Below are 12,657 nucleotides of genomic sequence, written 5' to 3' on the forward strand. Positions count from 1 at the left end.
AACGGGTGCCCTCTGACCTCGACTCATAGGCACAGGCGATAGATCCGTACGCACCCCGGTCTTTGTGCGGGCCGGTCCGGAGATGATGCAGTCGGAGCATGCCAGTTGAGAGCAGCCCGGCCGCCGCCGGAGACGAGGTGCTGGTGCGGCACGAGGCGCGTACCGCGGTGATCACCATCAACCGCCCGCACGCGCGGAACGCCGTGACCAGAGCGGTGGCCGAGGGAATCGCCGCCGCGCTCGACGAGCTCGACCGGCGGGACGACCTTTCCGTGGGCGTCCTGACCGGGGCGGGCGGCAGCTTCTGCGCGGGCATGGACCTGAAGGGGTTCCTGCGCGGCGAGCGGCCGAGCGTCGAGGGCAGGGGGTTCGCCGGCGTGACCGAGGCGCCACCGCGGAAGCCGCTGATCGCGGCGGTCGAGGGCTACGCGCTGGCGGGCGGCTGCGAGATCGTCCTCGCGTGCGATCTCGTCGTCGCGGCCCGGACCGCCAAGCTCGGCATCCCCGAGGTCAAGCGGGGCCTGGTCGCCACCGCCGGGGCGCTGCTGCGGCTGCCGCACCGCGTCCCCGAGCAGATCGCGATGGAGCTCGCCCTGACCGGCGACATGATCACGGCCGAGCGGGCGTACGAGATCGGCCTGGTCAACCGGCTCACCGACGAGGGAGACGCCCTGGACGAGGCGCTCGCCCTCGCCGGCCGCATCGCGGCCAACGGCCCGCTCGCCACCCTCGCCAGCAAGCGGGTGATCAAGGAACACGGGCAGTGGCCGGAGGCCGAGCGGTTCGCCCGCCAGCGGCAGATCACCGAGCCCGTCTTCGCCTCGGCCGACGCCAAGGAGGGCGCCCTCGCCTTCGCTGAGAAGCGCGAGCCGAAGTGGCAGGGCCGATGAGCGGCGGCACCGGGGCGCCCGGTCCCCTGGCCGGGATGAAGATCATCGAACTCGGCGGCATCGGTCCCGTGCCGTTCGCCGCCATGGTGCTGGCCGACCTGGGAGCGGAGGTGATCCGCGTCCAGCGTCCCGCCGACCGGAAGGCACCCCCGAACCCGGTCCTCGACCGGGGGCGCCGATCGCTGATCGTCGATCTGAAGAATCCCCGCGGCGCCGCGGTCGTCCAGACCCTGATCGACGGGGCGGACGCCGTGCTGGAGGGCTTCCGGCCGGGCGTGGCCGAGCGGCTCGGCTTCGATCCCGCGGACCTCGCCGAGCGCAACCCGCGCCTGGTGTTCGGCCGCATGACCGGCTACGGCCAGGACGGGCCGATGGCGATGCGGGCCGGCCACGACATCAACTACATCGCCCTTTCCGGCGCCCTCGGCGCGATCGGACGGCCCGGCCAGCCGCCCACCCCACCGCTCAACCTGGTCGGCGACTTCGGCGGTGGCGGCATGCTCCTCGCCGTCGGCGTGCTGGCCGCGGTGCTGAACGCGCGGGCGTCGGGACGCGGCCAGGTGGTGGACGCGGCGATGGTCGAGGGATCCGGCCTGCTCATGGCCATGATCTACGGCCGCCTGGCGCAGGGCGTGTGGACGGTCGAGCGGGGCGAGAACGTGCTCGACGGCGGCGCCCCCTTCTACGACACCTACGAGTGCGCCGACGGGCGGCACATCGCCGTGGGCGCGATCGAGCCCCAGTTCTTCGCCAACCTCGTGGACGTCCTCGGCGTCGCGGGCTCCGTGGATCTCGCCGCCCAGCGGGACCGCGACACCTGGCCCGCCACGCGGGAGATCTTCACGAAGGCGTTCAAGGAGGCCACCCGGGGCGAGTGGGTCGAGCGGTTCGCCGGGATCGACGCCTGCGTCTCGCCGGTGCTGACCATGGACGAGGTCGTCGCGCATCCCCACAACGCCGGCCGGGAGAGCTTCTTCACCGACCCCGGCGGCGTGATCCATCCACGGCCCGCGCCGCGATTCTCCGACACGCCCGCCGGCCTGCCGGCACCGGCTCCCGTCCCGGGCCAGGACACCCACGCGATCCTGTCCGAGCTGGGGCATACCGCCGAGGAGATCGACGACCTGCTGGCGGAAGGGGCGGTGGCGCGGTGAGCCCGTACTGGCCCGAGGGGCTGCCCACGTCCCTCGACTACCCCGAGCTGACGGTGGGAGAGATCATCACCGCCGCCGCCAGGCTGTACCGGGATCGCACGGCCGTCGTCGACGGCGACGAGCGACTCACGTTCGCCCAGCTGGGCGAACATGTCGCCGCGTTCGCCCACGCCGTGCGCGACGCCGGCGTCCGTGACGGCGACGTCGTCCTCCTGCACCTGCCCAACAATGTGTGGTTCCTGGTCGGCTACTACGGAGCGCTGCTCGCCGGGGCGACCGTGTCGCTGACCAACCCGCTCCAGCCCGCGCCCGGCCTGCGCGCCCTGCTGCTCGACACCGGCGCGGTCCTGGCGGTCAGCCATCCCGCCCACGTCGCGACACTGCTGGAGGCGGGCAGGGAGACCGGCCTGCGGACGGTCGTGGTCGTCCCGCCGACCGCCTGCGCACCGTCCGCGGCGTCGTCGGCGGACGAGAAGCCGCCGGCGCCCGGCGCCGAGGTGGTAACCCTCGCCGACTTCGCCGCGGGCCGGCCCGCCGTCCCACCGGAGATCAGCGTCTCCGGCGAGCACGTGGCCCACCTCGCGTACACGGGCGGCACGACCGGGGTACCGAAGGGCGTCCGGGTCCTGCACCGGAACGTGGTGGCCAACGTCGTCCAGATGATGGCCTGGCGCGCCGCCCACCTGGTCTCCATCGAATCCGGCGGCCTCCGGCTCCGTCCGGTCCCCGGCGTGGACGACGCCGGAGTCCGGCCCGGGGACGCGGTCACGGTGATGGTGTCGCCGCTGTTCCACGCGCATGCGCTCATCCACACCAACTTCCTGCTGCTGAGCGGCACCACCATCGTGCTCACCGGGCGCTTCTCCCCCGAGCTGCTCCTGGCGGAGATCGAGCGGCACCGCGCCACGTTCGTGACCGGCAGCCCGACGATGTGGCACGCGCTCCTGGACAGCCCGGAGGTCGGCGATCGCGACCTGTCCTCGGTGCAGGTGATCTCCTCGGGCGCCGGGCCCATCGATCCGGCCACCCTCCAGGCGCTCGGCACCGCCTTCCCCAACGCGATGATCAGCGAGGGGTACGGCCTGACCGAGGCGACGTGCCTGGTGTCGGCCGCGCCGCTGCTGCGCGGCGCCAGGCGCAAGCCCGGCAGCGTCGGCGTGCCGATCTTCGACACCACGGTCGAGATCCGTCCGGTCACCAGTGGCACGGCGCCGTCCGGGCCGCTCGGGCCGCTCGGGCCGGGCGAGACCGGTGAGCTCTGGGTCCGCGGCCCGCAGGTCACCGCGGGCTATCTCGACCGGCCGGAGGAGACCGCCGACCAGTTCGCCGGGGGCTGGCTGCGCACCGGCGACATCGGCCACCTCGACGACGAGGGCTTCGTCTTCATCGCCGACCGCGCCAAGGACATGCTCATCTACAAGGGCTACAACGTGTATCCCCGCGAGCTCGAGGACATCCTGCACGACCATCCGGACGTGGGGGCGGCCGCGGTCGTCGCCCGGTCCGTCCCGCACGCCGGGCAGGAGCCGGTCGCCTTCGTCGTGCCCCGCTCCGGCGCGGACGTCGACCCGGACGAGCTCATGGCGTTCGTCGCCGAACGCGTCCTCCCGTACAAGAAGATCCGCGCCGTGCGGGTCGTCGGCACGCTGCCCACCTCGCCCTCGGGGAAGATCCTCAAGAGCGAGCTGCGGGCGATCGCGCAGAACGACCATGTGACCACCTGAGGAGACCACAGTGGAGACCGACGAGTTCCAGACGGTGCTCGACGCCGTCCGCGCCTTCGTGCGCAAGGAGGTCGTGCCCGCCGAAGACGTCATCGAGACGACCGACGAGATCCCCGAGACCATCCGTGCCAAGGCCGCCGACATGGGGCTCTTCGGTTTCGCGTTGCCCGAGGAGCACGGCGGCCTGGGCTTCTCGATGAGCGAGGACGTCCGGCTCGCGATGGAGCTCGGCTACACCGCGCCGGCGTTCCGCTCGATGCTCGGCACCAACAACGGCATCGCCGGCCAGGTGCTGGTCAACTTCGGCACCGACGACCAGAAGCGGCGCTACCTTCCGGACCTCGCTGCCGGCCGCACGATCGCCTCGTTCGCCCTGACCGAGGCCGAGGCCGGTTCCGACCCCAGCGGCATGCGCACCCGCGCGTCCCGGGTCGAGGGCGGATACCGGATCACCGGCCAGAAACGGTTCATCACCAACGCGGACCGGGCCGACCTGTTCATGGTCTTCGCCCGGACGAGCGCCGACACCGAGGGCACCAAGAGCATCTCGGTCTTCGCGGTGGCCGCGGGCGCCGAGGGGCTCACCGTCGGGCCCAACGACGAGAAGATGGGGCAGCGCGGCGCCCACACCGCCGAGGTCTTCCTCGACGACGTGTTCGTGCCCGAGGCCGACCTGATCGGCGGGGTCGAGGGCGAGGGGTTCTCGGCGGCCATGCGCTCGCTGGCCCGTGGCAGGCTGCACATCGCGGCGATCTGCGTCGGGCTCGCGCAGCGGCTCGTCGAGGAGAGCGTCCGGCACGCCGCGGCGACCCGGCAGGGCGGCCGTCCCATCGCCGAGTTCCAGCAGGTGCAGGCGATGCTCGCCGACTCCCAGACCGAGCTGTTCGCGGGCCGGGCCATGGTGCTGGAGGCGGCGCGGGCCTTCGACGACGGCAGCGACCGCCGCATGGCGCCGTCCTGCGCCAAGCTCTTCTGCTCGGAGATGGTCGGCCGGGTGGCCGACCGCGCCGTCCAGATCCACGGCGGCATGGGCTACATGCGGTCGGTGCCGGTCGAGCGGTTCTACCGCGACGCGCGCCTGTTCCGGGTGTACGAGGGCACCAGCGAGGTCCAGAAGGTCATCATCGCCAAGCAGCTGCTCAGGGAGGCGGGCCGATGACGGACCCGGCCGATACGGCCACCCGGCGATCGCGGCCGCTGCACGGCATGCGGATCGTCGAGATCTCCAGCTACGTGGCGTCCCCGCTGTGCGGGATGACGCTGGCCCAGCTCGGCGCCGACGTGATCCGGGTCGAGCCGGTCGGCGGCGCGGCAGACCGCACGCGCTGGCCGCTCGCCGAGAGCGGGACGAGCTTGTACTGGTCGGGGCTCAACAAGGGCAAGCGCGCCATCGAGGTGGACCTGTCCGCCGAGGCGGGCCGCCTGCTGGTGGCCGATTTGATCGTGGGCCGCGGTGACCGCGGCGGGATCGTGGTGAGCAATTCGGACCGGTTCCCGGAGCTCTCCTTCGAGACGCTGAGCGCGCGCCGGCCCGACGTCGTCCACGTGCTGCTCACCGGCGGCCGGGACGGCGGGACAGCGGTCGACTACACCGTCCAGGCCGCGACCGGATTCCCGCTGCTGACCGGCCCGGAGAACGCGGCGGGGCCGGTGAACTCCCTGGTGCCCGCCTGGGACCTGGCCGCCGGGCTCTACCTCGCGGTCGGGTTGCTGGCCGCGGAGCGGCATCGGCTGCTGACCGGTGAGGGGCAACGGCTCCGGGTCGCGCTGGAGGACGTCGCCCTGGCGGCCGCCGGAAACCTCGGCTACCTCGCCGACGCGCAGCTGAACGGCACGTCGCGGGAACGCGACGGCAACCACGTCTACGGCACGTTCGGCCGCGACTTCGCCACCGCCGACGGCGGGCGGCTGATGATCGTGGCGCTCACCGCGCGGCACTTCAGGGATCTGTTCGCCGCGACCGGCCTCACCGAGGTGGTCTCCGCGCTGTCGGGCGCCCTCGGCGCGGACTTCGACGAGGAGGCGGAGCGCTACCGGCACCGCAAGGTACTGGGCGAGCTGCTCGCCGGATGGTTCGAGGCGCACACCCTCGCCGAGGCCGAGGAGGCCCTGCGCGCCACCCGGGTGTTGTGGTCGCCCTACCGGAGTTTCACCGATCTCGTCGCGGACGACGCGCGGCTGCTCAGGGACAGCCCGCTGATGGCGGAGATGGACCAACCGGGAGTCGGTAAGCATTGGGCGCCCGGATCACCGCTCGTTCTGGACGGGGAGCAGTCGCCCCCGGCGGCGGCACCGATGGTGGGCGAGCACACCGAAGAGGTGCTGCGGGACGAACTCGGCCTGGCCGCGCCAGCTCTCGCGAAACTGAGGGAGAACGGTGTCATCCCTCCGCCCGATGGCGGGCGGATTCTGCAGAAGGCACGGAGCGGAGAACAGTCATGAGCGTCCTGACCGACGACGAGCGCGAGATCGTCGCGCTGGCCGGCGAGTTCGTCGACAAGCGGGTACGGCCGCGGGTACGGGACTACGAGTCGGTGGACGAGTACCCCGCCGAGTTCATCGAGGAGATGAAGAAGCTCGGCTTCTTCGGCCTGCTCGTCCCGTCCGAGCACGGCGGGGTGGACGTCAGCGCGGCGTGCTTCGCGCGGGTGACCGAGGAGATGGCCCGGGGCTGGATGAGCCTCGCCGGGGCCATCGGCGGGCACTCGGTGATCGCCTATCTGATCCGCACGTTCGGTACCCCTGAGCAGCGGGAACGCTACCTGCCCGCGATGGCCGACGGCACGATCCGGGCGACGATGGCGCTCACCGAGCCGGCCGGCGGCAGCGACCTGCAGGCGATGCGCACCCACGCGGCCGCCGACGGGGACGACCTGGTGATCACGGGGTCGAAGACCTGGATCTCCAACGCCCGCCACTCCGGCCTGATCGGCCTGCTGTGCGTGACCGACCCGGACGCCAAGCCCGCTCACAAGGGCATGAGCGTCGTCCTCGTCGAGCCCGGCGACGGCCTGGAGATCTCCAAGAACCTGCCCAAGCTCGGCTACCGCGGCGTCGAGGCCTGCGAGCTCGTCTTCGACCGGATGAGGGTGCCCGCGTCGGCCGTCCTCGGCGGCGAGCCGAACCACGGCTGGGCGCACATGATGCGCGGCCTGGAGGTCGGCAGGATCCAGGTCGCCTCCCGCGCGGTGGGCGTGGCCCAGGCCGCGCTCAACGACGCCGTGCGGTACGCGCAGGAACGCGAGTCGTTCGGCAAGCCGATCTGGAAGCACCAGTCGGTGGGCAACCTGCTGGCCGACATGGTCACCAAGGTCCGGGCGGCGCGGCTGCTGACCGAGGACGCCGCCCGCGTCCTCGACGACGGCGGCCGGGCCGACATGGAGGCCGGCATGGCCAAGCTGTTCGCCTCCGAGGCCGCGATGCAGGTGACGCTGGACGCGATGCGCGTGCACGGCGGATACGGCTACTCCAAGGAGTTCGACGTCGAGCGCTACTTCCGGGACGCCCCGCTGATGATCCTGGGCGAGGGCACCAACGAGATCCAGCGCAACGTCATCGCGGCCCAGCTGATCGCGCGCAACCCCATCACGTGACGAACGAAAGAGCCTTCATGTCACTCCTCACCGGCAGGACCGCGGTCATCACCGGCGGCGCCCAGGGCATCGGCCTCGCCATCGCCCAGGTCTTCGTCGAGCAGGGCGCCAGGGTCGTCCTCGGCGACCTGAACCTGGACGCCGCCGAGGCCGCGGCCAAGGAACTCGGCGGCCCCGACGTGGCGCGGGCGGCGCGGTGCGACGTCACCGGCGCCGCCGACGTGCAGGCCCTGGTCGACACCGCCACGGCCGCCTTCGGCTCGCTGGACGTCATGGTCAACAACGCCGGGATCACCCGCGACGCGACGATGCGGACGATGACCGAGGAGGCGTTCGACCAGGTCATCGACGTCCATCTCAAGGGCACGTGGAACGGCGTCCGCATCGCGGCCGCCGTCATGCGCGAGCAGAAGAGCGGCGCGATCGTGAACATCTCCTCGCTCTCGGGAAAGGTCGGCATGGTCGGCCAGACCAACTACTCCGCCGCCAAGGCCGGCATCGTCGGCATGTCCAAGGCGGCCGCCAAGGAGATGGCGCACCACGGCGTCCGGATCAACGCCATCCAGCCGGGCCTGATCCGGTCGGCCATGACCGAGGCGATGCCGCAGAGGGCGTGGGACCAGAAGATGGCCGAGATCCCGATGCGGCGCGCGGGTGAGCCGGGCGAGGTCGCCTCCGTGGCGCTGTTCCTGGCCTCGGACCTGTCCTCCTACATGACCGGCACCGTGCTGGAAGTGACCGGCGGAAGGTTCATGTAACGCCGATGAGCTGGGAACCGCACACCGTCACCACCATCGAGACCGTCGACCCGCACCCCGTGGCGACGCTGTCCGCCCTCTTCGACGACGGGACTCCCCCGGTCGGCCCGGGAGACGCCCTGCCGCCGCTCTGGCACTGGCTCGCGCTGGCCCGCTGGCCGGTCTCGTCCACCCTCGGCGTGGACGGCCATCCGGCACGCGGGTCGTTCCTGCCTCCCGTGGAGCTGCCACGGCGGATGTTCGCGGGCGGTGAGGTCGCCTTCCACGCCCCGATCACGGTGGGGAGCACGGTGCGCCGCGAGGCGCGTGTGGAGTCGGTCACCGAGAAGTCCGGGCGCTCCGGCGAGCTGGTCATCGTGGTCGTCTCCACCAAGCTGTACGACGAGGACGGCCGGCTCGCGATCGACGAGCGGCAGGACATCGTCTACCGGGACGCCGGAGCCGTCTTGCCCTCGGCCAGCCCGCCCGAGAAGGCGGCGGGACTGGCTCCGTCCGGCGCCCCCTTCACCCGGTCGGGCGAGTGGTCGTGGCACCTCGCCACCGATCCGGCCCTGCTCATGCGATTCAGCGCGGCGACGTCGAACGCGCACCGGATCCACTACGACTGGCCGTACGCCACGCGGGTCGAGGGCTATCCCGGCCTGGTCGTGCACGGGCCCCTGATGACGCTCGCCCTCGCCGAGGTACTCCGCCTCGAAAAGCACGAGGCTCGGGTCTCCCGCATGCGGCACAGGAACCGTAGGCCCCTGTTCTGCGGCCAGGACGCGCGGCTGCGGCGGACTGAGGACGCCGCGCCGGACTCGTTCACCCTGGGCCTGTTCGGCGCGGACGACGCCACGGCTGAGCCCTCCCCCAGCACCACGTTGACGATCGAGTTCGAGCCCGCCCAGGAAGAAGGCACCGGCCATGCGTGAAGCGGTCATCTGCGAGCCCGTCCGTACCCCGATCGGCCGCTACGGCGGCAGCTTCAAGAGCCTCACAGCGGTCGATCTCGGAGTGGCGGCTCTCAAGGGGCTCCTCGACCGCACCGGGCTCCCTCCCGAAACGATCGAGGACGTCGTCCTCGGCCACTGCAACGCCAGCAGCGAGGCGCCCGCGATCGGCCGGATCGTCGCGCTCGACGCGGGCCTGCCCGTCACCGTCCCGGGCCTGCACCTCGACCGCCGCTGCGGCTCGGGCCTGCAAGCGGTCATCCAGGCCGCCATGCAGGTGCAGACCGGGGTCCACGAGGTCGTGGTCGCCGGCGGCACCGAGAGCATGAGCAACGCCACCTTCTACTCCGTCGACATGCGGTGGGGCGCCAGGAACGGCGTCGCGATGCACGACAGCCTCACCCGTGCCCGGCAGACCGCGGGCGGCCGGAGCCATCCCGTCCCCGGCGGCATGCTCGAAACGGCCGAGAACCTGCGCCGGGAGTACACGATCTCCCGCGAGGAGCAGGACGAGCTGGCGCTGCTGTCGCACCAGCGGGCGGTCAAGGCCCAGGCCGCCGGGATCCTGGCCGAAGAGATCATCCCGACCCCGGTCAGGACCAGAGGCGGGGAGACCCTCGTCGACACCGACGAGCACCCGCGTGCCGACGCCTCGCTGGAGTCGCTCGGCAGGCTCAAGCCGATCCTGCTCGGCTCCGATCCCGAAGCGACGGTCACGGCAGGCAACGCCAGCGGCCAGAACGACGCGGCCGCGATGTGCGTCGTCACCACGCCGGAGCGCGCCGAACGGCTCGGGCTGCGGCCGCTGGTCCGGCTGGTGTCGTGGGCGGTGGCGGGCGTCGAGCCGAGGACCATGGGCATCGGCCCGGTCCCGGCCACCGCGGCCGCCCTCGACCGCGCGGGCCTGACGCTGAACGACATGGACCTCATCGAGCTGAACGAGGCGTTCGCGGCCCAGGCGCTAGCGGTCACGCGGGAATGGAAGTTCGCCGACGGGGATCTGGAGCGCACGAACGTCCACGGCTCCGGCATCTCGCTCGGGCATCCGGTCGGCGCGACCGGCGTGCGGATGCTGGCGACGCTGTCGCGGGAACTGCACCGGCGCGAGGCGCGGTACGGGCTGGAGACGATGTGCATCGGCGGCGGCCAGGGCCTGGCGGCCGTCTTCGAGCGGGTGACGGCATGACCGTGCGCGTCTTCGCGTCCCTGGAAGAACTGAAGGGCGCCCTCGACCAGCCGATCGGGCCCACCGAGTGGCTGGTCATCGACCAGGAGCGCATCAACGCCTTCGCCGACGCCACCGGGGACCACCAGTGGATCCACGTGGACGCCGAACGGGCCGCGTCCGGCCCGTTCGGCCGAACCATCGCGCACGGATACCTGACCCTGTCGCTGATCCCCATGTTCGGGCAGCAGCTCGTCCGCCTCGACCTGGGGCAGGCGCGCGTCAACTACGGCCTCAACAAGGCGCGGTTCCCCTCCCCCGTGCCCGTGGGGTCGCGCCTGCGGGCGCGGGCGACCTTCGCGGACCTACGGGAGACGGGGGCGGGGACCGCTCTCACGACGCGCTACACGATCGAGATCGACGGGGCGGCGAAGCCGGCCTGCGTGGCCGAGACCGTCACCATCGTCGTGCACTGATCAGCGGTCCTGCCAGACGGGCGCCCGCTTCTCGGCGAAGGCGCGGGCGCCCTCCATCGCGTCGGCCGACGCCGTCACCTCCAGCCACACCTTCCGCTGCTCCGCGAACGCCTCCGTGTCGGTGTAGTTCACCGACGCCGCGACGATCTGCTTGGACGCGCGCACCGCGAACGGCGCGTTGGCGGCGATCCGCCCGGCCAGCGCCCGCGCCTCGTCGAGCGCGCCGCCGGGCTCGGTGAGCACGTTGACCAGCCCGTACTCGTGCGCCTTCGTGGCCGGGAGCGGGTCGCCCGTGAGGATCAGCTGCATGGCCAGGTGGTACGGCATCGCCTTCGCGACCCGCAGCAGGCCGCCGCCCACGGCGATCAGCCCGCGCTTGACCTCGGGCAGGCTGAACGTGGCGTCCCGGGCCGCGACGACCAGATCGGCGGCGAGCGCGAGCTCGCAGCCACCGGCGGCCGCCCACCCCTCGACCGCCGCGATCAGCGGTTTCGACGGCGGGCGCTCGGTGATCCCGGCGAAGCCCCGCCCCGGCAGGGCCGGCCGCTCACCACGGGCGAACGCCTTCAGGTCCATGCCGGAGGAGAAGGTGCCGCCCGCGCCGGTGAGGATCGCGACCAGCAGGTCCGGCCGGGCCTCGAACTCGTCGATCGCGGCGGCGATCGCCTTCGTCGTCTCCAGGTCGACCGCGTTGCGCGCCTGCGGCCGGTTGATGGTGATGACCGCGATGCCGTCGGTGAAATCGGTCAGCACAGTGCTCACTGTCTACTCCCTCACAGGCCGATGGACTTGGCGATGATGGTCTTCATGACCTCGCTGGTGCCGCCGTAGATACGGGTGACCCTGGCGTCGGCGTACATGCGCGCGATCGGGTATTCCAGCACGTATCCGTAGCCGCCGTGCAGCTGGAGGCACTTGTCGACGACGCGCGACTGCAGCTCGGTGCAGAAGAGCTTGACCTTCGCCGCGTCGGCGCCGGTCAGCTCGCCGGCGTCGTGCGCCTCCAGCGCGCGGTCGACCAGCGCCTGGCCCGCCGCCACCTCGGTCGCGCATTCGGCGAGCACGAACTTGGTGTTCTGGAAGCCCGACAGCGGCTTGCCGAACACGTTCCGCTCGGCCACGTACGCGAGCGTCAGCTCGACCGCCGCCGCTGCCGCCGCCTGCGCGTTCACCGCGATGGACAGCCGTTCCTGAGCGAGGTTGTGGCCGAGGTATTCGAACGCGCGCCCTTCCTCCCCCAGCAGGTTCTCCATGGGGACGCGGACGTCGTCGAAGGCCAACTCGGCGGTGTCCTGCGCCTTGAGACCGATCTTCTCCAGGTTGCGGCCCACCGTGAAGCCCGGCGACGTCGTCTCGACGACCAGGATGCTCAGCCCCGCCCGCCGGTTGCCCGGCGGCGGCGCGGAGGTGCGGGCGACGACGAGCACGAGGTCGGCGTTCACGGCGCCGGTGATGAACGTCTTGGCCCCGTTGAGGATCCAGTGGTCGCCGTCCCGTACCGCGGTCGCGGTGATGCCGGCGAGGTCGGACCCGGTGCCGGGCTCGGTCATCGCGATCGCCGTCATCAGCCCGCCGTCGGCCACCCCGGGCAGCCAGCGCCGTCTCTGCTCGTCGTCGGCGTACTTCAGCAGGTAGGGCAGCACGATGTCGGTGTGCACCCGGATCGTGCCGAGGCCGAGCTTCGCGCGCGACATCTCCTCGTTCACCACGGCGTTGAACTTGAAGCTGCGCTGCCCGCCGCCGCCGTACTCCTCCGGGACCCGCACGCCGAGGACGCCGAGCTTGCCCAGCAGCCGGTAGAAGTCGCGGGGCGCGGCCCCCGCCTTCTCCCACTCGGGGAAGACGGGGACCACCTCGCGGGCGAGGACGTCACGGACGATGGCCCGGAAAGCCTCATGGTCGTCGTCGAAGACGGTGCGTCGCACTCGTTCTCCTCTATCTTGTCGAACGATCGTTAAAGAAGGA

At 71.9% G+C, this 12,657-nt stretch carries 12 protein-coding genes; 10 read left to right on the plus strand and 2 right to left on the minus strand.

Features of this window, described 5'->3' with window-relative positions:
• Positions 1 to 98: 98 nt before the first annotated feature.
• The 10 genes from ACGFNU_RS15350 to ACGFNU_RS15395 are packed head-to-tail and all read left to right on the plus strand — an operon-like array spanning position 99 to position 10,692.
• Positions 99 to 890 carry a crotonase/enoyl-CoA hydratase family protein gene (locus ACGFNU_RS15350; RefSeq protein WP_392593916.1) on the plus strand — a complete coding sequence of 264 codons (792 nt, stop codon included), beginning with the start codon at positions 99 to 101 and terminating at the stop codon, positions 888 to 890.
• A 35-nt stretch (positions 891 to 925) separates the two neighbouring features.
• On the plus strand, positions 926 to 2,044 hold the full coding sequence (locus tag ACGFNU_RS15355) for a CaiB/BaiF CoA transferase family protein (RefSeq protein WP_392593918.1): 1,119 nt from the start codon (positions 926 to 928) through the stop codon (positions 2,042 to 2,044).
• Positions 2,041 to 3,768, plus strand: coding sequence for a class I adenylate-forming enzyme family protein (locus ACGFNU_RS15360; RefSeq protein ID WP_392593920.1), 1,728 nt, complete (start codon positions 2,041 to 2,043; stop codon positions 3,766 to 3,768). The genes ACGFNU_RS15355 and ACGFNU_RS15360 overlap by 4 nt, the downstream gene beginning before the upstream one ends.
• Before the next feature lie 10 nt (positions 3,769 to 3,778).
• Positions 3,779 to 4,927: an acyl-CoA dehydrogenase family protein gene (locus ACGFNU_RS15365; RefSeq protein WP_392593922.1), complete on the plus strand. Its 1,149-nt coding sequence runs from the start codon at positions 3,779 to 3,781 to the stop codon at positions 4,925 to 4,927.
• A complete protein-coding gene (locus ACGFNU_RS15370) occupies positions 4,924 to 6,210 on the plus strand; it encodes a CoA transferase (RefSeq protein ID WP_392593924.1) in 1,287 nt (428 codons plus the stop codon). The genes ACGFNU_RS15365 and ACGFNU_RS15370 overlap by 4 nt, the downstream gene beginning before the upstream one ends.
• The gene (locus tag ACGFNU_RS15375; RefSeq protein WP_392593926.1) at positions 6,207 to 7,361 is read left to right on the plus strand and encodes an acyl-CoA dehydrogenase family protein; all 1,155 of its coding nucleotides are present in this window, start codon (positions 6,207 to 6,209) and stop codon (positions 7,359 to 7,361) included. The genes ACGFNU_RS15370 and ACGFNU_RS15375 overlap by 4 nt, the downstream gene beginning before the upstream one ends.
• Before the next feature lie 17 nt (positions 7,362 to 7,378).
• Entirely contained in the window at positions 7,379 to 8,119 is a 741-nt protein-coding gene (fabG, locus tag ACGFNU_RS15380; RefSeq protein ID WP_392593928.1) for a 3-oxoacyl-ACP reductase FabG, read from the plus strand.
• 5 nt (positions 8,120 to 8,124) lie between these two features.
• Positions 8,125 to 9,033, plus strand: coding sequence for a MaoC family dehydratase N-terminal domain-containing protein (locus ACGFNU_RS15385; protein ID WP_392593930.1), 909 nt, complete (start codon positions 8,125 to 8,127; stop codon positions 9,031 to 9,033).
• Positions 9,026 to 10,237 (plus strand): acetyl-CoA C-acetyltransferase, encoded by a 1,212-nt coding sequence (locus tag ACGFNU_RS15390; RefSeq protein WP_392593932.1) that lies wholly within the window; start codon positions 9,026 to 9,028, stop codon positions 10,235 to 10,237. Before ACGFNU_RS15385 ends, ACGFNU_RS15390 begins: the two co-directional genes overlap by 8 nt.
• On the plus strand, positions 10,234 to 10,692 hold the full coding sequence (locus ACGFNU_RS15395; protein ID WP_392593934.1) for a MaoC family dehydratase: 459 nt from the start codon (positions 10,234 to 10,236) through the stop codon (positions 10,690 to 10,692). The genes ACGFNU_RS15390 and ACGFNU_RS15395 overlap by 4 nt, the downstream gene beginning before the upstream one ends.
• On the opposite strand, the gene ACGFNU_RS15400 is transcribed toward ACGFNU_RS15395, so the two are convergent.
• Together ACGFNU_RS15400 and ACGFNU_RS15405 are read right to left on the minus strand one after the other, a co-directional pair.
• Complete coding sequence (locus ACGFNU_RS15400; RefSeq protein ID WP_392593936.1) at positions 10,693 to 11,454, minus strand: crotonase/enoyl-CoA hydratase family protein; 762 nt, start codon at positions 11,452 to 11,454, stop codon at positions 10,693 to 10,695.
• Between the two features lie 11 nt (positions 11,455 to 11,465).
• Entirely contained in the window at positions 11,466 to 12,617 is a 1,152-nt protein-coding gene (locus tag ACGFNU_RS15405; RefSeq protein ID WP_392593938.1) for an acyl-CoA dehydrogenase family protein, read from the minus strand.
• Between the last annotated feature and the right edge of the window lie 40 nt (positions 12,618 to 12,657).

This window comes from Spirillospora sp. NPDC048911 (assembly GCF_043198015.1).
Classification (GTDB): Bacteria; Actinomycetota; Actinomycetes; order Streptosporangiales; family Streptosporangiaceae; genus Spirillospora.